Source organism: uncultured Maribacter sp. (assembly GCF_963975365.1).
Classification (GTDB): domain Bacteria; phylum Bacteroidota; class Bacteroidia; order Flavobacteriales; family Flavobacteriaceae; genus Maribacter.
Window position 1 is genome coordinate 23364 of record NZ_CAXBGF010000006.1, and the last position, 22907, is coordinate 46270.

A 22907-nucleotide genomic window follows, 5' to 3' on the forward strand; every position below is an offset into this window, starting at 1 on the left:
AATCTATGTTAATGAAATATAACTATTTACTGATTTTATTATTCTTGACCAGTTATTCTATTTGTGCACAGATAGAAGAACAGGAATTGGATTCTATATCGGAAAAAATGATAATAATATCTGGTGATTCTTTAGTACAGAATTCTATTGCCTTGGAAGAAGCTTATGTTTTTGGAAGGCTAAAATTCTCATCTTACGATGAAAAACTTAGGTATTATATTTTACGTAGAAAAACAGAAAAAGTATATCCGTACGCAAAATTGGCCGCAGAAAGGTTGGTAGAACTTAATGATAGTCTTGCCGACATGAAGAATACCAGAAAGAGAAAGAAATACACTAAAAAAGTTCAAAAGTATATTGAGGAAGAATTTTCGGAAGAGTTAAAGAAACTTACCCGCACTGAGGGTCAGATTTTAGTAAAGTTAATCTACAGACAAACGGGTACTACTGCATTCGATTTGGTAAAGAATCTTCGCAATGGTTGGCGTGCCTTTTGGTATAATACTACAGCCAAATTGTTTAAAATAAGTATTAAAGAAGAATTTCACCCAGATTTAATTGAAGAAGATTATTTAATTGAGGATATTCTTCAGCGTGCATTTTCTAACGGTAAATTAGATCGGCAGGCTACGGTTTTAGATTATGACTATGATAATTTGTATAATAAGTGGAAGAAAACTACAAAAATACCTAAGAACTAATTCGATTTAGTTTTAGCCCCAAACACAGAATTTACAATAGTTTTTATTCCATTGAATCCCATAAAAATCGCATAACAAGCTAAGGTAATTCCGAGAATGCAAACTGGCCAAAATAGAAAGTGCTCTTGATTTTTAAATGCTTGCCATAGCACTAATGGAGCTGTAAACATTAAAACCACAGTAATTCCTAAACGTTTTAGCCCGGTTACGAGCATATCTTTATCAGTTCTTCTCATTATCTATAACTATACTTTCCTTATATTCTTGAACTATTGCAAAATAACCTAGGGCAAAATTATCGTTACGCCCAACATTGTCAAATATATCAGAATTATCAATACCAGTAATATTGATGATATTACCTCTTACAGTAGCAGCAGGCGTTTGAAAAGGCCCTTGATCACCACCGGATTGGACTATTATTTGATTCATGTAGTTGTAGAACGATTCATCCGCGCCAAGAAGTCCTATGTTAATTGTTTTGTCTGTGTTCAATTCCAAATCAGAATCATAAAAATATGAAAACACAAATGTTTGGCCTTGATAAAATTCATCTTCAGTTACCAAATACTCGTTAAAGTCAAAATCTAATATATAAAAATCGTCACGCTCGCCATTATCTGTAAATGTGACGATAACTTCGGTTTCATCACCAGAAAATAAGGTTTGATCTCCTTGAGCTAATGAATCTATAGGAACTGATTTAACATACGTGGTAGTTGCGAAATAGCGTTCTTCACTGGTGGTAAGTATTAATTGAAAAACATCACCTTCATTAATACTACTTACTCTAATCCTTTGATCACTATCAAATGATGGGTCTGGCACCCATTTACCACTACCAGGTTCAAGTTCTGTTAAATTTGAAATGCCACCACCATCTAATATTTCTGGAGCATCAGGGTTAGGAGTACCATAATAAATAACGGCACTTACTAAAGAAGCAATTGTGTTGTCTTCAAAAAAAGAACTACTTTCTGAAACTACAATTTCAATAGGTAAATACTCTTGTGTTTCATCTACTCTTATGACACCATTGACAATAAGCCTAGAATCGTCATTAGGCAGCTCTACATCAATTACATCTTCACAAGACATAGCTAAAAAAATAGTCGATAATAGTAGTATAAAATGTTTCATCGATTAAAGATTAAAATTATAGGTTACTGCCGGTACTATTCCGAAAATAGAAGTTCTAACCGCCTCATTTGCACCTGTATCGTCATTACGTCTAAAGTTTATGGAAGCAGCGTTTCGCCTGTTATATACATTATATAAGCTAAATACCCATTCACCTTTTATTTTTCTGTTACTATTCTTTTTTGGAGTTAGTGTAGCAGATAAATCAAGTCGATTATAAGCAGGTAGTCTTTGTATATTTCTCAATCCATAATAAGGTACTGTTAAACCTTGAAATTCAAATTGACCAATTGGGTAATTGGTAGGTTGCCCAGTTTGATAGGTAAAATTACTGCTGAAATTCCATTTATCATTTAAATCATAGCTTAAGAACAGCGAGATATCGTGGGTTTTATCATAGGGAGTGTTGTACCAGTTTCCGAAATTAATTCCAGATTCTATATTGCTACGACCATTATCCGTAAACGGTGCTCTTCCAGGTGTGCGTTGCTCTGATTTAGATAATGTATATGCAAGCCACCCTTGTAGTTTGCCTTCATTTTTGCGAAGTAAAAATTCTAAACCATATGCTCGAGCTTCACCGTTTAAAATAACTTGTTCTATAGCATTATTTGCAATTAAGTTGGCACCGTCTATGTAATCAATTCTATTTTTAACATTTTTATAGAAAACCTCACTCTCCATAGAATAATCACCTTCTTTTATGTTTTTAAAATATCCAAAAGCATATTGATCTAGCAGTTGTGGTTTAGTAAACGGTCCACTAGGTGTCCAGACATCTAAAGGAGTAGGGGAACTGGTGTTGGATAAAAGGTGAAGGTATTGAGCTAGTCTGGTATAGCTTGCTTTGAAAGAACTAGATTCGTTTAAGGTATAGGATAAGGAGGCTCTAGGTTCAAAATTACTGAAAGTTGATAATGTTATTCTTCTTCCAGGATTGATGACATCAATAGGTTCTGCTTCTTTATAAATAAGAAGAAATGGGTCGAATTCAACAGGATTATTATTTGCATATACATTAAGTTCATCTTGACCTAAGCGCATAAAATGACTGAAACGTAATCCGTAGCCAAAACTTAAATCCTCTGTCACCCTTTGTTCAACATCAATATAAGCAGCAAATTCATTAGCGTATTTTTGAATGAGTTGTTCTTCAACAATCCCCGATTCAGTATTACTAGGCTCAATTTTACCAGGATTGAATTGATAATAAACATTATTTAGGCCGTAATTTATTTGCAACTTGTCATTCATATAATGTTTGAGGTCATATTTTATATTAAAATTTCGAATACCTGAATTCCAGTTAAAACCAACAAAATCAAGCTTTAGGCCATAGTAGTAATCTGAATAAATAAGAGATAGATTGGAGAATAATTTATCAGAGAATAAATGGTTCCATCTAAAATTACCCACTGCATTTCCGTAAGTGTTTACAAAGCTATCATTTATGCCAAAGACATCTCTACCGAAGTATCCAGATAGGAATATGTTGTTCTTCTCGTCTAATCTATAATTTAGCTTTGTATTTAAATCATAGAAATAGGCGGTGTTGTCAACATCGAATAGGGGTAAGAAAAGATGCGCATATGATGCTCTGCCACCAATTAAGAAAGCTGCTTTATCTTTTTTAATAGGTCCTTCAACCAAAAGCCTACTGGCGACTGCGCCAATGCCTCCATTTATTTTAAACTCTTTACTATTTCCTTCTTTTTGAAAAATATCTAAAACTGAGGAAACTCTACCACCATATCGAGCAGGAATGCCTCCTTTGTATAGTTTAACATCTTTAATTGCATCTGGATTAAATACGGAAAAGAAGCCGAATAAGTGCGATGAATTGAAAATTATTGCTTCATCTAAAAGGATAAGATTTTGATCTGCGGCGCCACCTCTCACATTAAAACCTGAAGCACCTTCACCGGCATTTGTTACACCAGGTAAGAGTAAAATGGACTTAATTACATCGGCCTCTCCAAGAATTACAGGTATTTTTTTAATGGTGCCTATTGAGAGCGTGTTTACACTCATTTGTGGTTTTCGAATATCCATCTTTTCCACATTTTCTGTAACTACTACCTCTTCTAACTGTTCAGCTTCTTCTTCAAGTAAATAATCTATACGTTTATTTTCGTTAAGGTTAATTTCTTGTAAAACATCTTTGAAACCTAAGTAGCTAATTAAAACGGAATAAGTACCTTCAGGTAAAGTGATTGAATAAAAGCCATACTCATTTGTAGTTACACCGGTTTTTAATTCTGGTATTGCCACAGTAACGCCAATTAGTGTCTCATTACTGCTATTTTCAGAAATAGTACCACTTATAGTGAACTTTTCTTGACCCCATGAATTGGAAGAATAACAAAACAGGGTGACAAGAATAAGTTGTAGATATCCTTTCATCAATTTTTTTAGTAAAAATAGTCAGAAAATCATGACACTCCTAAAAGTTAATATTGTTCCAAAAAAAATACCCTCAATATTTATTGGGGGTATTTTAATTTAAAACGTTCTAATTAAATGGCTTTTAAAATTTCATTTAGTGTAGTACTCGGTCTCATTGCTTTTTCTACCAAAATAGGATCAGGCTTATAGTACCCACCTATTTCTTGTTTTGAACCTTGAGCATTAATTAATTCACTAAAAATCTGAGATTCTTTTTCTTTAATTTGAGCACTTACCTTTGAAAATATTGCTTTTAATTCTGCACTATTATCTTGTTTAGCTAGTGCTTCTGCCCAATATTTTGCTAGGAAGAAGTGACTTCCTCTAGTGTCGATTTCTTTTACATTTCTAGATGGAGATTTATCGTTTAACAGAAACTTCTCTGTGGCACTGTCTAAAGTGTCGCCAAGAACCTTAGCCATTGCATTTCCGTTTTTCTCTCCGTAGAACTCTAAAGATACTCCTAATGCTAGAAACTCACCTAAAGAATCCCATCTTAGATGGCCCTCCTCTAAAAATTGTTCTACATGTTTTGGAGCTGAACCACCAGCACCTGTTTCAAATAGACCACCACCATTCATTAAAGGAACGATAGAAAGCATCTTAGCACTCGTGCCAACCTCAAGTATAGGGAAAAGGTCGGTTAAATAATCACGTAAAACATTTCCGGAAACAGAAATAGTATCCTTGCCGGCTTTCATTCTTTTTAATGTAAATTCTGTAGCTACAGTAGGGGACATGATTTGAATATCTAATCCTTTTGTATCTTCTTCTGCAAGGTAGGTATTTACTTTTTTAATAAGTTCTGCATCATGTGCTCTATTTTCATCTAACCAGAATATTGTAGGGTCATTAGTTGCCTTAGCTCTGGATATCGCTAATTTAACCCAATCTTGAATAGGAGCATCCTTAACTTGGCACATACGCCAAATATCTCCTTTACTAACCTTATGCTCAAGAAGAACATTACCAGTTTTTAATTCTAAAACTTGTACTGTTCCATTTTCCTTTATTTCAAAAGTTTTGTCATGAGAGCCATACTCTTCAGCCTTTTGGGCCATAAGTCCAACATTAGGTACTGTACCCATGGTTGTCGGGTCAAATGCACCGTGTTTCTTGCAGAAATCGATTGTAGCGGTATAAATACCAGCATAACTACTATCAGGTATAATGGCCTTGGTGTCTTGAGCCTTACCTTGAGCGTTCCACATTTTACCTGAATTTCTAATCATTGCAGGCATAGATGCATCAATAATTATGTCACTTGGTACATGTAAGTTTGTAATACCTTTATCTGAATTAACCATGGCTAAATCTGGTCCACTGGCCAAAGCAGCATTTAAATCCTTGTTAATTGCGTCTTTCTCGGTTTTAGGAAGCTTTTCAATTTTTTGATATAAACTTGCTAATCCATCATTTGGACTAACACCTAATACATCAAAAGTGTCAGTATATTTTTCAAAAACAGGTTTTAAAAATGTTTCCACAACGTGACCAAAAATAATTGGATCGGAAACTTTCATCATAGTTGCCTTTAAGTGAACAGAAAAAAGAACTCCTTTTTCTTTAGCGTCCTTGATTTCTTTCTTCAAGAATTCAAGTAAGGCTTCTTTGTTTAAAACTGCAGCATCAATAATTTCACCTGTCTGAAGGTCTATTTTATCCTTAAGTATTGTTTCTGAAGAATCAGCTACTAATTTAATCTGTATCGATGTTGCATTATTAAGAGTAATTGATTTTTCATTTGCTTTAAAATCACCTTTACCCATTGTAGCAACATGTGTCTTAGAATCGGAGCTCCAAGCGCCCATGGTATGTGGATTCTGCTTTGCGTAATTTTTTACTGCGCGTGGTGCTCTACGGTCAGAGTTACCTTCACGTAATACAGGATTAACGGCACTACCTTTTATTTTATCGTACTTGGATTTTATTTCCTTATCCTCATCATTTTTAGGCTCATCAGGATAGCTAGGTAAATTATATCCTTTAGATTGTAACTCTTGTATGGCTTCTTTCAATTGAGGAATAGAGGCACTAATATTCGGTAATTTAATAATGTTTGCTTCTGGCTGTTTTGCCATATCGCCCAATTCTTCCAAATCATTGGACACCTGTTGCTCTTTAGTTAAAAATTCGGGAAATGTGGCTGCAATTCTGCCGGCTAGAGAGATATCTTTTGTCTCTATTTCAATTCCTGAAGATTTTGTGAAAGCTTTTACAATAGGTAAAAAAGACACCGTTGCCAATGCAGGGGCTTCGTCTGTTTTGGTATAAAAAATTTTGGACATTTGTGGTTTGTTTTAATTTAAGCGGAACAAAGATACAATTTTCTATAGGCTAAAAAGACAGGAAATGCCCTAATATTTCAGGCGGGTGTGAAGATTTGTTAAATAACAAAAGCCATATCAATGTACGCATACAATGATATGGCTTTTTAGAAAAAGTTTACGGACAGTTTGTTCTAATTTTTCATTAAAACGGCAACCCTTGATTGCACCCGCTTTACTAATTCAACGTTTAAAATGTTTTTGAAATCTAAACATGGTGTCTAAATTTTAATAAACATTTCTTTTTTGTTATTTCATTAAACACTAAAGCTAATATCTTAGAATTTAGTTGTTCAATAAATTATTAAAATAAAGGCGACAGCCTTTATTTTAATATTCACCACTAAAAAGGTTCAATAACAATACATAGAACGTAAGCTATGTAATGACTTTAAGATGGATGCCTTGTTGTTTCCAAATTATCAATCACATTTAAATTTACAAAAAAAATAATTGTGAGGATGACTTTGTAAATATTTATTATTAAACATGTTGTGAACATGAGTTATTCACTTTTGTTCATAAAAAAAGCACCGTCTTAAATTAAAACGGTGCTTTATATATTTGTTGAGTGTAATTTATCCTCTTACTTCCTTAATTCTAGCTTTCTTACCAGTTAATTCACGGAAATAGTAAATTCTAGATCTACGTACTTTTCCTCTCTTATTTACCTCAATTTTTTGAAGTGCAGGTAAGTTAATTGGGAAGATACGTTCTACACCAACTGTTCCAGACATTTTACGAATGGTAAAAGTTTCTGTTGAACCAGTACCTCTACGTTGTATAACTACACCTTTGAAAAACTGAGTTCTTGTTTTTTCACCTTCTTTAATTTCGTAGTACACAGTAATTGTGTCACCAGATGAAAAATTTGGGAATTCTTTTTTAGTTACGAATTCGTCTTGTACAAATTTTATTAATGATTCCATTGAATAGTTAATTGGAATTAAATTAGAGCAACATTCACGATTATCGTCAGAGGTTATTCTAACAGGCTGCAAAATTAATCCTTATATTAAAACATACAAGTATTTTAGGGATTTTTTTTGTTTGAATAGAATTTGCTTATTGTAATAAATCTGGTCTAAGCTTTTCTGTACGTTCAAAAGCCATGCTTTCACGCCATTTTTCAATTTCACCAAAATTGCCGCTTAGCAATATATCTGGCACTTGCATACCTTTATATTCGGCAGGTCTTGTGTAAACCGGCGGAGCTAACAACCCGTCTTGGAAAGTATCTGTCAGGGCAGAAGTTTCATCATTTAGAACCCCTGGTATTAATCTTATAATAGTATCGCAAAGTACTGCCGCACCTAATTCACCTCCTGAAAGTACATAATCACCAATAGAAATTTCTTTGGTAATAAATGCATCTCTAACACGTTGGTCTACACCCTTATAGTGACCACAAAGAATAATCATATTATCAATCATTGATAGTTGATTGGACATTTTCTGATTTAGTGTTTCCCCGTCGGGCGTCATATATATGATTTCATCGTAATTGCGTTGAGACTTTAGTTCGGTAATACATTTATCTATAGGTTCAATCATTAAAACCATACCTGCGCCTCCACCAAATTGATAGTCGTCAACATTTCGATATTTGGTATCGGTATAATCTCTGAGATTATGAAAATGTACTTCAACTAAGCCTTTATCTATAGCTCTTTTTAATATAGAAGCTTCAAACGGACTTGTAAGTAATTCGGGTAATACGGTAATAATATCTATTCGCATTTTTTGATTTTGCTTCATCGTTTATCCTGCCAAAAGTAATGAAAACAGTGGTAATCTTTTTCCCATCCTAATTTCTTATAAAGCTTTTGCGCAGGGTTGTCGATTGCTGTTTCTAAGGCAAGTCCTTTAAACCCCTGTTCAACGCAATATTGTTGAGCTTTTTCTAATAGTTTTTGTCCTACCGATTGCTTGCGATATGCTGAATCTACATAAATATCATTTAGAATTAATGACTTTTCTAAACTTACGGAAGAAAAGGTATAGTATATTTGTACGAAACCTATGGCATTTTCACTTTCATAGGCAGCGAATATGATAGATTCTTCCTTTGATATTCTATCATTTAGAAATGCTATTGCAGCATCAATGTCAGACTCCATTTTATAAAATACTCGGTAGCTATCGAAAAGGGATGCGATATCTTCTATTTGGGCATGGATAATTCTTTTTAAATTATTCATATCAAAAAAAAGCTCCATAACGGAGCTTTTAATTATTTAGTTTTCTTTTGTTTGTTGATTTCATCTTGTAGCTGTCTACTTATCTTCTGCTCACGTTCTAGAGCTCTTCTTCTATGGTCTTCATATTCAAGCTCTAATTCAGAAAGATTTTGTTTTGCTTCTTGGGTAAGTATATTACTGTTTCTAAACCTATAAATAAACAAGCCTAATAATAGAAATAAGCCTCCAATAATTGTCCAAAGAATAAAATTGTAAGTTCCTTTAGAAACAGGAATACCAATGAATGACATACTATCTTTTTCTTCAGTAACAGAACTAAGATTCGTAGTTGTCTCTTCTAATTTTTTATTTAAAGAAGTTATAGTGGTCTCATGTTCTGCAATGGTAGACTTTAATTCGCCAGTCTTTTTATTCATGACGGAAATAGAATCCAATACGTTCTTACGTATCTTAAAAAGATTGGTTTCTTTTACTACCTCATACTTAACACCATCAGCTCTATAATTACCTGAACGCTTTAATATATAGTCAAATTGATTACTGATAGGTCCTTCGTCTAACGATAACTTGTCGTCTTCTTCCTCAGTGCTTTGGGCAAATTGTTGGTTAGCGACAAAAAGAAACGCCACTATTAGTAGTATTCTATAGAATTTCATGAAATAGATTCTTAGGTTAAAATAAATGATTTAGAGATGACTAAAGTACTTCATTAAAGTTAAAATATAAAAAAAAATGAATAAACGTTGATACTGTATATTTAACTGCATAAACAATTATGAAATAGACGTTTTCCTTATTGATTTAGTAATAAGTATAACGGCGAACTTTCGTAATATATTTTGCTAACCTAATCACTTGGTGAGATCAACCATATTCGTTATCTTACCATATATAAAGTATTATATTTTTACCAGTACTAGAAACTATAGTAGCCTTACTATCATAAATTGATGGGGCAGAGGTACCTATAATATTAAATGATACAAGCTCTTTATCTAGGGAATATTTTATTTGTTCTACCAAATCACCTTCAAGCGCATATTTTTTAATTATAGTGTTTACACCATCTAATGAAGTTTTTTTTATTTTTGATTTATTTCTAGATTTAGAATAGCCAATGACCCATTCGGGACAGTTGCCCTAATAGCATTCGATGTCAACTCCCCCTTTAAATAGGGTAGCGCTTTAGCAACTGCTTGGCCAGCCCCTGTTTCGGTTATGACCATGTTTAGGGCAGCAGCACGACCTCTTCTATATTTACCATCTATATTATTGACAAGGTTTGGATCGTTAGTATATGCGTAAATAGTTTTTAGATGACCATTTCAATTCCAAAGGTCTCTTCAACGTTTTTTAATATAGGGGTTATGGCATTTGTAGTGCAAGATGCGGCATAAAATAGTTTAGTATCATCAGGACTATATTCTAAATGATTTACACCATGTACAATGTTCGCAATCTCTTCACTAAAGTACTGTTAATAGTTCTTTTTAGGCACCCTTTGCTTCTAGATGTCTTCCTAATTGTTCCTAACCTCGAAAAGCACCGGTATTGTTAATAATCAAAGTATTTTTTATTTCGTATTCGGTATAATCAATTTCTTGGGGTATATTGGCATATATAACGTGTAAAATAGTGCCATTTATCATAAGTTTTTCATTTTCATGGTCGACCTTTACAGTTCCGTTGAAAATCCCATGAACAGAATCAGTTCTTAAAAGGTTAGCTCTTTTTTCTTAGTTTTCGTTGGTTAGCTTCCAGCGAACAACAATTGCTCTAAGTCTTAATTGGTTTCCTTTACCGGTTTTAGACATTAATTATCTAGCTACCAATCGGCCAATTCTTCCAAAACCGTAAAGCACAACATCTTTAGGTTCTATGCTTTCAAAATCTTGTGCGCTTTTAAGTTTACCTATTACAATCGCTTTTACATTGCTTAAGATGTTTTCATCAGAGTTATACTCATATGTTAATTTCTAAATGTCAAGCTTAGAAGGGGTAAAGGAATATCGGCTATTGAACGTAAAATTTCTACCGAATCGAAAATTGAAATCGGTTTTTGCACAAATTCACCCGAGTACTCATGTAAATAGATAATGTCACTTACGTTTTTATCAATAACATGATTTTTAAAAAGTACAATTTCAATAGACTTATCGTACCAAAAATCACTTACAATTTTGATGAATTTAGTCGTAGCTTTTCTTCAATCTGCTTGAAATGCCAGCTCTTTTTCAAATGCGGTTTTTTGATGCCATATTTATTTATTTTTTTTTTTTTTTTTTTTTTTTTTTTTGAATTCGCATAAAACGATGAATTTATTGCCTTATTTGAATGATTTTCAAAAAAAAGCCTTCATTTTTACGAAGGCTTTTTTTATACTGATTTTTTTATTGAAAGATAAGCCGGTCTCGCTCTCCGTTAGAGCCTAACATTGTAATAACTGTCTTACTGTATTTAGAGATGCCTCCGAAAGCATTATATGCATCGTCGATATTTCCAATCTCGATATCATCAATCTTAATAATAACCTTTTCAGATAATCCGTAACCTCTATATCTTTCGGGGACTCCAATGATCTTGACACCAGTTTTAGTTTTGTAAACCTTTTTGTCGTGTTCGGTAAGGTTCTTTACTTCTAAGCCCATTTCCGGGACTACTAATGATTGTCTTTCCTTTAATGTTAATAGTATATTCAACAACTCATTATTTCTATCAATCACAAAAGATAACGTGTCGCCAGGTCTTTTAGTCGAAAGGTATCCTGTTAGATCTGGGTATTTATGAACTACTATTTCATCTACCTTTTTAATGATATCTCCGATTTCAATTCCTGCTTGTTGAGCAGCAGATTCTTCTTCAATTAATTCAATATAAACTCCATCAATATTATTGATTCCTTTTTCAATTGCATCTCTTGTATTTGTAGGGGCAGGGCTAATACCCATAAAGCCTTTCTGTACATTTCCATACTCCAAAATATCTTGTATGACCTTTTTCGCAATATTACTGGGAACGGCAAAAGAATATCCCACATATGAACCGGTCTGTGATGTAATTGCTGTATTAATACCTACTAAGTCTCCGTTTGTATTTACTAACGCTCCTCCTGAATTTCCTGGATTAACAGCGGCATCTGTTTGTATAAAAGATTGGTTTTTGCCAAGATTTCGTGCTTTTGCACTAATTATTCCTGCAGTTACCGTAGAAGTTAAGTTAAATGGATTGCCTACAGCTAAAACCCATTCGCCAATCTTTGTTTGGTCAGAATCGCCAAATGCTAAATAAGGTAATTTTTCATCTGTATCTATTTTAATTAGGGCAATATCTGAATTTGGATCAGCACCTATTAATTCAGCATTATATGTTTTGTTGTTGTTTAATGTTACCTGTAGTTGATTAGCTCTGCTTATAACATGGTTATTGGTAACGATATATCCGTCAGAAGAAATTATTACTCCAGATCCGGTTCCTAATTGAGGTACAGGACTACCGCTTGAACCATAGAAAAAATCTAAAATGCTCGTAGGTCCTTTACTTAAAGTGATATTCATAACATGAACAACAGCATTAACTGTATTTTCTGCAGCCATAGTAAAATCTACTTCATTAATTCCAGAACCATTTGCGGAAGTGGGGGTGTAGTTGGTGTTAAAAACACCATTGCTATTGCCATTTTCTTGTGAAATAATGGTAAAATTATTTTTTTCAAAAAAGAATTTATAAGCGCCCAAAGTGAATGCGCCTGCAAAAACAGATACAAATAGAAGACTTGCTAATCTTTTCATAATCTTTAATAGTTTAACGTATTCGATGTAAAATTACTTGATTTTATGCACTTTGATAATCGTTTAACTACTTTTTAACTACGATTAAAAACTTAATTATATACTATCTTTGTGTCTATAAGCAAACATGAAATACACCTTTTATAAATATCAAGGAACTGGAAATGATTTTGTAATGTTTGATAACCGCAAAAACGAATTTCCGAAAGATAATGAGAGTTTAGTCGCGAATATCTGTAATCGTAGATTTGGTGTAGGTTCTGATGGTATGATTCTTTTGGAAGATGATGAGGATACGGATTTTAAAATGGTGTATTTTAATTCAGATGGGAAGGAAGGAAGCATGTGTGGAAATGGCGGAAGATGTATTGTTGCATTCGCCCATTTTCTTGATATAATTGAGGAAAAAACAGTTTTTATAGCTGTGGATGGTTTACATGAAGCTCATATTAAAGGAGATGTAGTGAGTTTAAAAATGTCAGATGTTCAAGAAATAAATGAAAAACCAAATGCACTTTACTTAAACACTGGATCGCCTCATCATGTACAATTGGTAAATGATTTGAAATCATTTAATGTGATTAAGGAAGGTGCCCGTTTGCGGTATGGTGTTTATGGAGAAAAGGGTAGTAATATCAATTTTGTAGAACAAAACAAATCAGGAGGTTTCGATATACGTACCTACGAACGAGGTGTTGAAGATGAAACATTATCTTGTGGTACCGGTGTAACTGCTGTTGCTTTAGGTATGTATCATATGGGAAAAACAAAAGATAAAATTATTGCCATAAAAGCAATTGGCGGTAATCTTGAAGTTTCTTTTGAGAAGCATAATGGTTTATATAGTAATATCTATTTAAAAGGAGAAGCGAAACAAGTTTTTAAAGGTGAGCTAACGTGGTAAAATTAAAAGGAAATCAGATATATCTAAGGGCCTTAGAGCAAGAGGACCTAGATTTTCTATATAAACTTGAGAATAATACAAATGTTTGGGAGGTTAGCGGTACAATTGCACCGTACTCTAAAAGCGTATTACAGCGCTATCTAGATAATGCCCACCGAGATATTTTTGACGTAAAACAATTAAGATTGGTAATTTGCGACTTACAGCATAAAGCAATCGGATTAATAGATATTTTTGATTTTGAACCAAATCATAAACGAGCAGGAATAGGTATAATCATTTTAGATACGGAGAAAAGAAATAAAGGAATTGGGACAGAGTCCATTACCTTATTATGTAATTATGCTTTTGATGCGCTAGGGTTAAGACAGATTTATGCCAATATTTTAGAAGAGAACTTAGCTAGCATGCATTTGTTTAGAAAGTTAGGTTTCGATGTAGTTGGTGTCAAGAAAGATTGGGTTCGAATTAAGAATACCTTTAAGAATGAGGTTTTACTGCAAAAAATAAATGACTAATGGGTTTCAAACGTATTTTACTGATTTTAGTTCTAGCAGGTTTAGTTGGTGGCGGTATTTTCGCATACATTGCTTATGGTACATTTTTTACGCCTAATACAAATTTCAATAGTGATGAAGAATTTGTTTTTATACCTACCGATGCTTCTGAGAATGATTTAGAAAAAGGTTTGTTACCATTACTTAAGGATTTTGATACCTTCAGATCTGCGGCGAACATAAAAGGCTATTTAAGCAATATTAAAGCAGGTAGATATAAGATTACCAAGGGTATGAATAATAACGAGATTGTTAATTCCTTACGAAGCGGTAATTTACCCGTAAAAGTATCGTTTAACAATCAAGAGAATGTCAATGACTTGGCGGGTAGAATTTCAAGTCAAATTGAGGCGGATAGTATTTCTTTAGTTACTGCTTTTAAGGATACCGGGTTTTTAAATTCCAACGGTTTTAATGAAGCTAATATGATATCTCTATATATTCCTAATAGCTATGAGTTTTTTTGGAATACATCTGCAACAGACTTTAGAGACAGAATGTTAAAAGAATATAATCGATTTTGGAACGAGGCTAGAATTGAAAAGGCAAAAGTATTGGGTTTACAGCCTAACGAAGTAATCGCTTTAGCATCAATAGTACATAAAGAAACTGCAAAGGTTGATGAGCGGCCAACAGTTGCTGGCGTGTATCTAAATAGATTGAAAAAAAGAATGTTGCTACAGGCGGACCCAACAGTTATTTATGCAATAAAAAAGGAGACGGGTAATTTTGATACCATTATTAAGCGAGTATTGTATAAAGATTTAGAAATGGACTCTCCTTATAATACTTATAAATATGCTGGCTTACCTCCTGGGCCGATTGCAATGCCCGATATTACAGCTATAGATGCGGTATTGAACCCTAAAATACATAATTACTATTATTTTGTGGCGAATGTAGAAAAATTCGGATATCACATGTTTGCGGAGAACTTAACGCAACACAACCGAAATAAAGAGCAATACATCCGATGGATAAATGCACAAAAAATCAATAGATAGGTTTATTGTCCGAATTTTAGCAATTGTTAACTAAAACTGTATTCTTTTAACAGAACCTTCTTAAACTACTATAATTTACCTTATACCTTTGTTAAAGAAATTTAAGCAGGCATATTGAGTTCGCCATTAGTCTTAAGAAATAACAAGTATGAGAAGATGGATATTAATTTGTTGTCCTCTAATTATGATGTTTATTTTATCTGGTTTCGGTTTCAAACCTTTTAAGGTTGAAGTACCGGAGTTGCTTAAAGTAAAAGAACCTACTTTAGTTTCGTTTCCTCAAAACGAATCTTTTTTATTTAATTATCAAATTGCTCCCCCCTTTCTTGGTAGTCAGTACATAGGCTTTAAAGAGGCATTGGCCTTTAAAGAGTCTCAAGGCAATTATTTTGCCACGAATAGCTATGGTTATTTGGGAAAATATCAATTTGGGTTAGGTACCCTAGAATTAGTTGGTGTTTACAACGGAAATCATTTTTTAAATGACCCAGTTCTTCAAGAGAAAGTTTTTAAGGTAAATATTTCTAGAAATAAATGGATTTTAAGAAAGGATATTAAACGATATGTTGGGGTGCACATGCGCGGAATAGAAATTACCGAATCAGGTATACTAGCAGCGGCACATCTTGCAGGTCCAGGCAACGTAAAAATATATTTACGCTCTCAAGGTCGTATGGAAATTATGGATGGTTATGGAACTAGTATTTCACACTATATGAAAAAGTTCTCGGGATACGATATTTCAATGATTTTGCCGAAACGCAATCCAAGAATTTAAAAGTTTAAGTAGATATGAATATGGAAAACCTTGGCAATTAATTACCAAGGTTTTTTTATGCATGAATAATAAAGATTGCCGGCCTTTTGTGAAGGTCAACATTTTCATTTTTCCAATTGATAGCAGTTTTTGTTTTAATGTATTCCGTTGGTAGCGTAATATCTGCTGCAACACAAATTCGTGTGCTCGGAGCTAATGTTTTTATTAGTTCTTCAAGCATTTTATTGTTACGGTACGGAGTTTCAATAAATATTTGCGATTGGTTATCTTCTTTTGATTTTCGCTCTAAATTTTTAATATATTTTTTACGATCAGGACTTTCAATAGGGAGGTAACCGTTAAAAGCAAAATTTTGACCATTCATTCCGCTAGCCATTAATGCTAATAAAATCGAGGAGGGACCTACCAAAGGAATTACTTGAATATTCTTTTCATGAGCTATTTTGACGACGGAAGCACCAGGGTCGGCAATACCAGGGCAGCCAGCTTCTGAAAGTATACCAATATCAAAACCTTCTATGCATGGATTAAGAAAAGTTGGAATTTCCTGTGCCTCTGTAAACTTATTTAATACAGAAAGTTTTAGTGAGGGTTGAGATTTTCTCGGACTTATTTTTTTTATAAAATGACGAGCCGTTTTCTCATTTTCAACGATATAATAATCTAATTTCTCAATAGTTTGCTTGATTGATATGGGCAATACTTCTAATGGCGCCATGTCACCTAACGTAGAAGGTATTAAATATACATTTCCAAATTTCCCGTTTTGTTTGCTCATTTATTTATTTTCTATTCTTGCTGCTATAACCGTACAAGCTTTGTCGATCATTATATAAACTTTTTTAAAACCATCATCAGAATCATGATAAGGATCGGGGACCTCCTCGTTCTTTAAATTAATTTCACTTAAAAGTAGCTTAACTTTTTGTGCGTCCAAATTATTTCTTGCTAAACTTAGTATATCCTTATAATTACTTTTATCCATGACGTAAATCAAATCAAAAGTATCAAAATCAGAAATAGCGAACTTTCTACAGTTTTGGTTGCTTATATCGATGCCATAATCTTGAGCAATCTTTATTGATCTATGGTCAGGAGGATTGCCAATATGATATCCGGCTGTACCTGCTGAGTCTACAAAAGTATAAGTAGAATTAACTTTTGATTTAAGAATACCTTCTGCTAATGGAGACCTACAGATATTACCTAGGCAAACCATCAACACATTCATGTAGTAGTGGTATTAAGAGAATTTCTTTGTTAAATCGTCAATATACTTACGAAATTGTTTATCAGTTTCTGCTAAGTTATCTACAGTTTTGCACGCATGCAAAACAGTTGCATGATCTCTCTTTCCAATTTGAGAGCCGATACTAGCTAATGAAGCTTTTGTGAATTTCTTTGCAAAGAACATGGCTAATTGTCTTGCCTGAACAATATGTCTCTTTCTAGTTTTAGACTGCAAAGTAGCGACATCCATTTCAAAATAATCAGAAACTACTTTTTGAATATAGTCGATAGATACTTCTCTTTTAGTGTTCTTAACGAATTTTTCTACAACTTGTTGGGCAAGTTCTATAGTAACCTCTCTTTTGTTTAAGGTAGATTGAGCAATCAAAGAAATAATAGCGCCTTCAAGTTCCCTAATATTAGTTTTAATATGTTTTGCAACATATTCTATGATGTCTTCAGGAATTTCAACACCATCTCTATATAACTTGTTCTTTAAAATAGATATTCTTGTTTCATAATCAGGACTTTGCAATTCTGCGGATAGTCCCCATTTAAAACGAGACAAAAGACGTTGTTCAATATCCTGCATGTCTACAGGAGCTTTATCCGAAGTAAGTATTACTTGTTTACCATTTTGATGTAAATGGTTGAAAATATGGAAAAAAACATCTTGCGTGCCAGATTTCCCAGATAAAAACTGCACATCATCAATGATGAGTACATCTATTAATTGATAGAAATGAATGAAATCGTTTCTAGTGTTCTTCTTTACAGATTCAATATACTGCTGAGTAAACTTCTCTGCAGATATATAAAGCACGGTTCGCTCTGGGTATTTATCCTTAATCTCTACACCAATGGCGTGAGCTAAATGAGTTTTTCCTAGACCAACACCACCAAATACTAATAAAGGGTTAAAAGAAGTTCCTCCTGGCTTATTGGCGACTGCCATACCTGCTGAACGAGCCAAGCGGTTAGAATCTCCTTCTAAGAAATTATCAAAATTATAATTCGGATTTAATTGTGACTCTATCTTTATATTTCTAATTCCTGGTATAACAAAAGGATTTCTTAATTCGGGATTTTTAGATTTAATTGGCACATCCATTTCTTGCGCTGCCATTGCACCTCTATTTGAGCTAGGTATCTTTTCTGTAAAAGGCTCTTTATTACCGTAGGTGTTTTCCATACGAATAATATAAACCAGTTTTGCAGTTTCTCCTAATTCTTTGGTTAAGGCAACTTTTAGAAGTTTTACGTAGTGCTCTTCTAGCCATTCATAGAAAAACTTGCTTGGTACTTGTATGCTTAAAGCTTTTTCAGATAATTTAACTGGCTTGATAGGTTCGAACCAAGTTTTGAATGCCTGCGGTTGGATATTATCCTTAATAAACACCAAACAGTTTTTCCATACGGAATTTGCAGTAACACTCATAATCAATTCTAAACTTTTAATGGTTAGCGTTTAGCTAACTTTAATTGAAAAATTTCAATTAGGTCTGTTAGTTAACTTGGGCAAATATGTGAACAAATAATTTAAAAAAAAAATGGATTACCATTGAATTTGACCTTTTTTTTTCTCATGTTCGCTTGCTAGTAACTCAGCTTTTAAATATATACTTTTTACTTTGAATAAATGCGTACAAACGAAATTTCTTTTCGAATAAGATACAGTGAAACTGACCAAATGGGTGTAGTGTATCATGGTAATTATGCTCAATATTTGGAATTGGCAAGAGTTGAATGGTTAAGGTCATTAGGTATTTCTTACAAAACTATGGAAGAAGGCGGAATAATGCTTCCAGTGATAAGTTTATCGATTGATTATTTAAAGCCTGCTTTATATGATGATTTAATAACGGTCAAAGTAATATTGAAAAAAAAGCCTGCGGTTAGAATTGAGTTTGATTATAAGATTACAAATGAGTCTGGGGATTTATTAGCTACTGCAAATACAGTTTTGGTGTTTATGGATATGAAAAGGAAAAGGCCTACTAAATGTCCTCAAGTATTATTGGATAAATTAAACTACTCATAGAAGGACATAATTTAAATTAATCAACATCTTTTATCACTAGTTTGTGATGAGCCATTAAAAGTGTGTAGGTTTTCTTGAATTCACTTTTTGGAATAGAAAGAACAATTTTGCATTTAAGGTGTAAGTCTTGTGAAATAATTTCAAGTTGATGTTTTTTGACCAAACGCATAACTATATCCATTTCTGAATATTCGAATGAAACGCATAATTGCTGTTTTAATACCTTCATTATAATAGTGGCGTTTTCTAAAGCTAGCTTTGCAGTTTCTTTATAAGCACTTATTAATCCGCCAACGCCTAATTTGGTTCCTCCGAAAATTCGAACTACAGCAACTAGCGTATTGGTAACATCAAAAGATTGTAATTGACCATAAATGGGCATTCCTGCTGAATTATTTGGTTCACCATCATCATTTGCACGGTACGAAAAGTTTTCAATTCCAATTTGCCAGGCATAACATACGTGGTTGGCTGTAGGGAATTCTTTCTTTAAACCTTCAATATATTCTTTTACTTCATCTTCATTGGTGACAGGAAAGCAATATCCATAGAACTTACTTTTTCGTTCCTTATATAATATAGGTTCCGATGGTTTTGAAATAGTTCTGTATGTGTCCATTTTTGAATAGTTTCTCTGGTTTTAAAGAAAATTCATTAATTGTTGACCAAATGCAACCAAAACAATACTCAATACGGCCATGCCAATACCAAACCAATTTTTAATCGTTAGCCTTTCTTTAAATAATAGGATGCCTAATAAAGTTGAGAACATTACTATAGCAACGTTGTTTATAGTGAATACCGAAGCACTGTTCCACGTAGGGTGTTGTAAAGCTTTTAATAAAAAGAAAATAGAAAAATAGTTAGGAACACCTAAACAAATCCCTCCAATTATATTTTTTAAATTCACCTTAATAGGTTGGTTTATTGATTTAAACCCAATAAATAAAACGCCGAAGATTCCGGCAGAAGCAAAAACACAAGCAGAGAATAGGGCGTACTCTTCTTCTGGCATATGCACCGCTTGAAAATACTTAATACAGGTATCTATAATTCCAGAACCTAAAAAAACTAATACCGGTAATACCAAGGCCCATTTCTTAGCTTTTATTTTATTTGCTTTTGTCGATGTGAGATATATAGCAAAAAAAGCTAAGATGATTCCGGTTATTTCTAAAACACCTAATGCTTCTTTAAAGAAGAAAACTCCAAAAAGCACTGGTATTGTGAAAGACATTTTAGTGGCTACAGAAGCAACAGATACTCCTAGTCTTTGAGATGTTACAGCTATCAAGTTAAAAATCAAAATAAACAATAAACCTAGGGCCATTCCACCCCAAAACCAACTTTTGTGAGGTATGGAGATAAGGTCAATACGTTCTTTGTAAAATAATAGACCAACTATACATGCTGTTATATAATTGACTATAATGGCAAATATCGTTTGAATTTGATATTTTGTATAAAATTTAAATTCTACAAATATTAAACTGGAAAACAGAATGCTTAATGACAAATACATCATTTATAGATGTTTTTGTGTTTGAAGTATATCTTCAATCCCAACTTTTAAGTTCCAACATCGAATTCCTAATTTGCTGGCACTATCGGTATTAATTTTAGAATCGTCAATAAATAAGGTTTCATGGGCTATTAGCCTACTTGTGTTAAGTACGAATTCATAAATATTTGCGTTTGGTTTTCGCATTTTCATTTCATGTGATAAGTAAAATTTCTCAAAGCAATTCTGAAATCTATTAAAGCGTTCTAAGCCCATAGATTCCTTTACCTTTTCAATATGCAGGTGATTGGTGTTGCTTAATAAGAACAATCGATAGTTATTTTCAACTTTGAGTTTTTCAATGAATTTCAGGCGCTTTTCAGGAAAATCTAAAATAATAGAATTCCAAGCAAATTTAATTTGCTCGATAGTTGCGTCATGTAAATAAGGACATAAGCTATTCAGAAAATCATTAGATTTTATCAAACCCATTTCATATTCCATAAAAATGGTTTCTAGCTTTGGCGTCACTTGGCTTAATCCAAATTTTGACATTTCAATTAAAGGTGCTTGCTTGTCTAGATTGATGAAAATATCACCAAAATCAAATATGATATTTTTAATCATGGTTTAAATATGGTTAATTGGTCAGTTGAAATTTGAACCTGTTCTTTAATAACGCCTTGTATTTTAGGGGCTTTAATACCTTTCTTAAATGTTGTTGCTCCTTTAAAAATTCGAGCTTCATCCCATAAATTACTTTCAATAAAACCTTCCAAGGTTTTACACCCGCCTTCAATTATAATACTTTGTATCTGTTCTTCATAAAGCAATGAACATAATTGATGGGGTAGTAAATTTTCAAAATTTAGAACTTTATAATTAATATCACCTATGAATTGGTTGGTATCTTCAACTTCGGTACATATAATTGTTTTTTGTTTTCCATCAAAAACATGAAATTCACTTGGTATTTTCAATGTTCTATCTATAATAATTCTTGTGGGAGGTTTTCCTGTCCAATCTCTTATGTTTAATTGAGGATTGTCGGCTAGTACGGTGTTGGTTCCGACTAAAATTCCAGACTCTTCGCTACGCCATTTGTGCACTAATTGTCTAGACCTTTTATTGGTAATCCAATAGGGTTTTTTCTTTTCACCTCTAATTGTGGCTTCGGGTGCTATAAAGCCATCTGCCGTCTCTGCCCATTTTAAAATAATATAAGGGCGTTTTTTGGTGTAAAAAGTAAGGAACCTTTTGTGGTGTTCTTCACATTCATTTTTTAATATACCTACATGAACACTACAACCGGCCTGTTCTAGTTTCTTTATACCATTCCCTGCAACTTTTTCATGAGGGTCTTTCAAGCCTATTACAATTTTAGGTATACCCATTTTTACAATTAAATCGGCACAAGGTGGTGTTTTTCCATAATGGGAGCAAGGCTCTAGGGTAACATAAAGAGTTGCTGATTTTAACAATGAAATGTCCTTAACTGAATTAATGGCATTCACCTCAGCGTGGGCACCACCAAAGGCACTGGTAAATCCTTCGCCGATTATTAGGTCATTAAAAACTATAACGGCACCCACCATCGGATTGGGAGCTGTCGTTCCTAGTCCGTTTTTTGCAATTTGTATACAACGTAACATATATTTCTCATCCCTAGTAAAGGATTCTAAATTTGTTGGTGTGGTATTATGGGGATCAAGATTATTATTGGACATCAAACTTTACCTTTATACGCATATCACGTATCTTCACACCTCAAAAATAGCACTTTAAAACCTATTGCTTTATTGATATGAAAAATGTTGTAATTCGTGAAATTAGAAAGGAAGATAATCCTCAAGTGGCTTCAGTCATAAGAAAGGTATTCGTAGATTTAGGAGTACCGAAAGTTGGTACAGCATATGCCGATGCTGCATTAGACCATATGTTCGAACATTACGATAAGCCAAAGGCAACTTACTTTGTTGTCGAAGAAAATGAAGTTATTTTAGGGTGTGCAGGGATTGCCCAATTAGATAATTATGAGGGCAATATTTGTGAGCTTCAGAAAATGTATTTTCTCGAAGTTGCAAGAGGTAAAGGTATCGGAAACAAAATGATAAATACTTGTTTAGAACGTGCCAAAGAATATGGTTTTGAAGGCTGTTATTTAGAAACCATGCCATACATGGAAGCTGCGCAAAAACTGTATAAGAGAATGGGTTTCGAATATATAGATGCACCAATGGGTGATACGGGTCATTATTCTTGTCCGGTTTGGATGCTTAAAAAATTATAG

The 22907-nt window shown here is 33.3% G+C and carries 23 protein-coding genes and 1 pseudogene; 7 read left to right on the forward strand and 17 right to left on the reverse strand.

Annotation, left to right across the window (positions count from 1 at the left end):
• The first annotated feature begins 11 nt into the window (after positions 1–11).
• A complete protein-coding gene (locus AACZ49_RS08725; protein WP_339653573.1) occupies positions 12–701 on the forward strand; it encodes a DUF4294 domain-containing protein in 690 nt (229 codons plus the stop codon).
• Here the strand turns inward: AACZ49_RS08725 and AACZ49_RS08730 are convergent.
• The 10 genes and pseudogenes from AACZ49_RS08730 to AACZ49_RS08775 all read right to left on the reverse strand — a co-directional run bounded on the left by AACZ49_RS08730 (position 698) and on the right by AACZ49_RS08775 (position 12602).
• Complete coding sequence (locus AACZ49_RS08730; protein WP_339653575.1) at positions 698–937, reverse strand: DUF6095 family protein; 240 nt, start codon at positions 935–937, stop codon at positions 698–700. The two genes, AACZ49_RS08725 and AACZ49_RS08730, sit on opposite strands and share 4 nt — an antisense overlap.
• Entirely contained in the window at positions 924–1841 is a 918-nt protein-coding gene (locus AACZ49_RS08735) for a DUF4249 domain-containing protein (RefSeq protein ID WP_339653578.1), read from the reverse strand. The genes AACZ49_RS08730 and AACZ49_RS08735 overlap by 14 nt, the downstream gene beginning before the upstream one ends.
• 3 nt (positions 1842–1844) lie before the next feature.
• Positions 1845–4244 carry a TonB-dependent receptor gene (locus tag AACZ49_RS08740; protein WP_339653581.1) on the reverse strand — a complete coding sequence of 800 codons (2400 nt, stop codon included), beginning with the start codon at positions 4242–4244 and terminating at the stop codon, positions 1845–1847.
• Positions 4245–4357: 113 nt separating this feature from the next.
• Positions 4358–6574, reverse strand: a complete 2217-nt coding sequence (locus tag AACZ49_RS08745; RefSeq protein WP_339653584.1) for an NADP-dependent isocitrate dehydrogenase — start codon at positions 6572–6574, stop codon at positions 4358–4360.
• 617 nt (positions 6575–7191) lie between these two features.
• Positions 7192–7542, reverse strand: coding sequence for a 50S ribosomal protein L19 (gene rplS / locus AACZ49_RS08750; protein ID WP_339653587.1), 351 nt, complete (start codon positions 7540–7542; stop codon positions 7192–7194).
• Between the two features lie 136 nt (positions 7543–7678).
• Positions 7679–8353, reverse strand: coding sequence for a tRNA (guanosine(37)-N1)-methyltransferase TrmD (trmD, locus tag AACZ49_RS08755; protein WP_339653590.1), 675 nt, complete (start codon positions 8351–8353; stop codon positions 7679–7681).
• A 14-nt stretch (positions 8354–8367) separates the two neighbouring features.
• Positions 8368–8832, reverse strand: a complete 465-nt coding sequence (locus AACZ49_RS08760) for a GNAT family N-acetyltransferase (RefSeq protein WP_339653593.1) — start codon at positions 8830–8832, stop codon at positions 8368–8370.
• Between the two features lie 14 nt (positions 8833–8846).
• A complete protein-coding gene (locus AACZ49_RS08765; protein ID WP_339653595.1) occupies positions 8847–9470 on the reverse strand; it encodes a tRNA (guanine-N1)-methyltransferase in 624 nt (207 codons plus the stop codon).
• Positions 9471–9615: 145 nt separating this feature from the next.
• Positions 9616–11074 (reverse strand): annotated as a pseudogene (locus tag AACZ49_RS08770) (glyceraldehyde-3-phosphate dehydrogenase).
• A 130-nt stretch (positions 11075–11204) separates the two neighbouring features.
• Entirely contained in the window at positions 11205–12602 is a 1398-nt protein-coding gene (locus AACZ49_RS08775; protein WP_339653598.1) for a trypsin-like peptidase domain-containing protein, read from the reverse strand.
• A 127-nt stretch (positions 12603–12729) separates the two neighbouring features.
• Here AACZ49_RS08775 and dapF point away from each other — a divergent pair, with 127 nt between their 5' ends.
• The 4 genes from dapF (at position 12730) to AACZ49_RS08795 (ending at position 15845) form a co-directional block, all read left to right on the forward strand.
• Positions 12730–13506 (forward strand): diaminopimelate epimerase, encoded by a 777-nt coding sequence (dapF, locus tag AACZ49_RS08780; protein ID WP_339653601.1) that lies wholly within the window; start codon positions 12730–12732, stop codon positions 13504–13506.
• Entirely contained in the window at positions 13500–14024 is a 525-nt protein-coding gene (locus AACZ49_RS08785) for a GNAT family N-acetyltransferase (RefSeq protein WP_339653604.1), read from the forward strand. The genes dapF and AACZ49_RS08785 overlap by 7 nt, the downstream gene beginning before the upstream one ends.
• Positions 14024–15067 (forward strand): endolytic transglycosylase MltG, encoded by a 1044-nt coding sequence (gene mltG, locus AACZ49_RS08790; RefSeq protein WP_339653607.1) that lies wholly within the window; start codon positions 14024–14026, stop codon positions 15065–15067. The genes AACZ49_RS08785 and mltG overlap by 1 nt, the downstream gene beginning before the upstream one ends.
• Before the next feature lie 148 nt (positions 15068–15215).
• A complete protein-coding gene (locus AACZ49_RS08795) occupies positions 15216–15845 on the forward strand; it encodes a hypothetical protein (RefSeq protein WP_339653609.1) in 630 nt (209 codons plus the stop codon).
• Positions 15846–15900: 55 nt separating this feature from the next.
• Here the strand turns inward: AACZ49_RS08795 and AACZ49_RS08800 are convergent, their stop codons facing one another.
• From AACZ49_RS08800 to dnaA, 3 genes are read right to left on the reverse strand one after another with little or no spacing between them, the layout of a single operon-like run.
• Complete coding sequence (locus AACZ49_RS08800) at positions 15901–16623, reverse strand: SAM-dependent methyltransferase (protein ID WP_339653611.1); 723 nt, start codon at positions 16621–16623, stop codon at positions 15901–15903.
• Positions 16624–17076 carry a low molecular weight protein-tyrosine-phosphatase gene (locus AACZ49_RS08805; protein ID WP_339653613.1) on the reverse strand — a complete coding sequence of 151 codons (453 nt, stop codon included), beginning with the start codon at positions 17074–17076 and terminating at the stop codon, positions 16624–16626.
• A gap of 12 nt (positions 17077–17088) precedes the next feature.
• Entirely contained in the window at positions 17089–18513 is a 1425-nt protein-coding gene (gene dnaA, locus AACZ49_RS08810; protein ID WP_339653616.1) for a chromosomal replication initiator protein DnaA, read from the reverse strand.
• 201 nt (positions 18514–18714) lie between these two features.
• Between dnaA and AACZ49_RS08815 the strand changes: the two genes are divergently transcribed.
• Entirely contained in the window at positions 18715–19116 is a 402-nt protein-coding gene (locus AACZ49_RS08815; protein ID WP_339653619.1) for a thioesterase family protein, read from the forward strand.
• A 16-nt stretch (positions 19117–19132) separates the two neighbouring features.
• Here AACZ49_RS08815 and AACZ49_RS08820 read toward each other — a convergent pair whose 3' ends face one another.
• From AACZ49_RS08820 to ribD, 4 genes are read right to left on the reverse strand one after another with little or no spacing between them, the layout of a single operon-like run.
• The gene (locus tag AACZ49_RS08820) at positions 19133–19735 is read right to left on the reverse strand and encodes a YigZ family protein (protein WP_339653621.1); all 603 of its coding nucleotides are present in this window, start codon (positions 19733–19735) and stop codon (positions 19133–19135) included.
• 21 nt (positions 19736–19756) lie between these two features.
• Positions 19757–20641: an EamA family transporter gene (locus AACZ49_RS08825; protein ID WP_339653623.1), complete on the reverse strand. Its 885-nt coding sequence runs from the start codon at positions 20639–20641 to the stop codon at positions 19757–19759.
• On the reverse strand, positions 20642–21244 hold the full coding sequence (locus tag AACZ49_RS08830) for an HAD family phosphatase (protein ID WP_339653625.1): 603 nt from the start codon (positions 21242–21244) through the stop codon (positions 20642–20644). It abuts the gene before it with no gap.
• Entirely contained in the window at positions 21241–22344 is a 1104-nt protein-coding gene (gene ribD, locus AACZ49_RS08835) for a bifunctional diaminohydroxyphosphoribosylaminopyrimidine deaminase/5-amino-6-(5-phosphoribosylamino)uracil reductase RibD (RefSeq protein WP_339653628.1), read from the reverse strand. Before ribD ends, AACZ49_RS08830 begins: the two co-directional genes overlap by 4 nt.
• 77 nt (positions 22345–22421) lie before the next feature.
• Between ribD and AACZ49_RS08840 the strand changes: the two genes are divergently transcribed.
• Complete coding sequence (locus tag AACZ49_RS08840; protein WP_339653630.1) at positions 22422–22907, forward strand: GNAT family N-acetyltransferase; 486 nt, start codon at positions 22422–22424, stop codon at positions 22905–22907.

Excerpts from the sequence above, each read along its gene's own strand:
- AACZ49_RS08730 (WP_339653575.1), bottom strand. The coding sequence starts at position 937 with ATGAGAAGAACTGATAAAGATATGCTCGTAACCGGGCTAAAACGTTTA.
- rplS (WP_339653587.1), bottom strand. The coding sequence starts at position 7,542 with ATGGAATCATTAATAAAATTTGTACAAGACGAATTCGTAACTAAAAAA.
- AACZ49_RS08735 (WP_339653578.1), bottom strand. The coding sequence starts at position 1,841 with ATGAAACATTTTATACTACTATTATCGACTATTTTTTTAGCTATGTCT.
- AACZ49_RS08760 (WP_339653593.1), bottom strand. The coding sequence starts at position 8,832 with ATGGAGCTTTTTTTTGATATGAATAATTTAAAAAGAATTATCCATGCC.
- AACZ49_RS08765 (WP_339653595.1), bottom strand. The coding sequence starts at position 9,470 with ATGAAATTCTATAGAATACTACTAATAGTGGCGTTTCTTTTTGTCGCT.
- AACZ49_RS08740 (WP_339653581.1), bottom strand. The coding sequence starts at position 4,244 with ATGAAAGGATATCTACAACTTATTCTTGTCACCCTGTTTTGTTATTCT.
- dapF (WP_339653601.1), top strand. The coding sequence starts at position 12,730 with ATGAAATACACCTTTTATAAATATCAAGGAACTGGAAATGATTTTGTA.
- AACZ49_RS08815 (WP_339653619.1), top strand. The coding sequence starts at position 18,715 with ATGCGTACAAACGAAATTTCTTTTCGAATAAGATACAGTGAAACTGAC.
- trmD (WP_339653590.1), bottom strand. The coding sequence starts at position 8,353 with ATGCGAATAGATATTATTACCGTATTACCCGAATTACTTACAAGTCCG.
- AACZ49_RS08805 (WP_339653613.1), bottom strand. The coding sequence starts at position 17,076 with ATGAATGTGTTGATGGTTTGCCTAGGTAATATCTGTAGGTCTCCATTA.
- AACZ49_RS08745 (WP_339653584.1), bottom strand. The coding sequence starts at position 6,574 with ATGTCCAAAATTTTTTATACCAAAACAGACGAAGCCCCTGCATTGGCA.
- AACZ49_RS08800 (WP_339653611.1), bottom strand. The coding sequence starts at position 16,623 with ATGAGCAAACAAAACGGGAAATTTGGAAATGTATATTTAATACCTTCT.
- dnaA (WP_339653616.1), bottom strand. The coding sequence starts at position 18,513 with ATGAGTGTTACTGCAAATTCCGTATGGAAAAACTGTTTGGTGTTTATT.
- ribD (WP_339653628.1), bottom strand. The coding sequence starts at position 22,344 with ATGTCCAATAATAATCTTGATCCCCATAATACCACACCAACAAATTTA.
- AACZ49_RS08795 (WP_339653609.1), top strand. The coding sequence starts at position 15,216 with ATGAGAAGATGGATATTAATTTGTTGTCCTCTAATTATGATGTTTATT.
- AACZ49_RS08840 (WP_339653630.1), top strand. The coding sequence starts at position 22,422 with ATGAAAAATGTTGTAATTCGTGAAATTAGAAAGGAAGATAATCCTCAA.
- AACZ49_RS08830 (WP_339653625.1), bottom strand. The coding sequence starts at position 21,244 with ATGATTAAAAATATCATATTTGATTTTGGTGATATTTTCATCAATCTA.
- AACZ49_RS08825 (WP_339653623.1), bottom strand. The coding sequence starts at position 20,641 with ATGATGTATTTGTCATTAAGCATTCTGTTTTCCAGTTTAATATTTGTA.
- mltG (WP_339653607.1), top strand. The coding sequence starts at position 14,024 with ATGGGTTTCAAACGTATTTTACTGATTTTAGTTCTAGCAGGTTTAGTT.
- AACZ49_RS08775 (WP_339653598.1), bottom strand. The coding sequence starts at position 12,602 with ATGAAAAGATTAGCAAGTCTTCTATTTGTATCTGTTTTTGCAGGCGCA.
- AACZ49_RS08820 (WP_339653621.1), bottom strand. The coding sequence starts at position 19,735 with ATGGACACATACAGAACTATTTCAAAACCATCGGAACCTATATTATAT.
- AACZ49_RS08725 (WP_339653573.1), top strand. The coding sequence starts at position 12 with ATGAAATATAACTATTTACTGATTTTATTATTCTTGACCAGTTATTCT.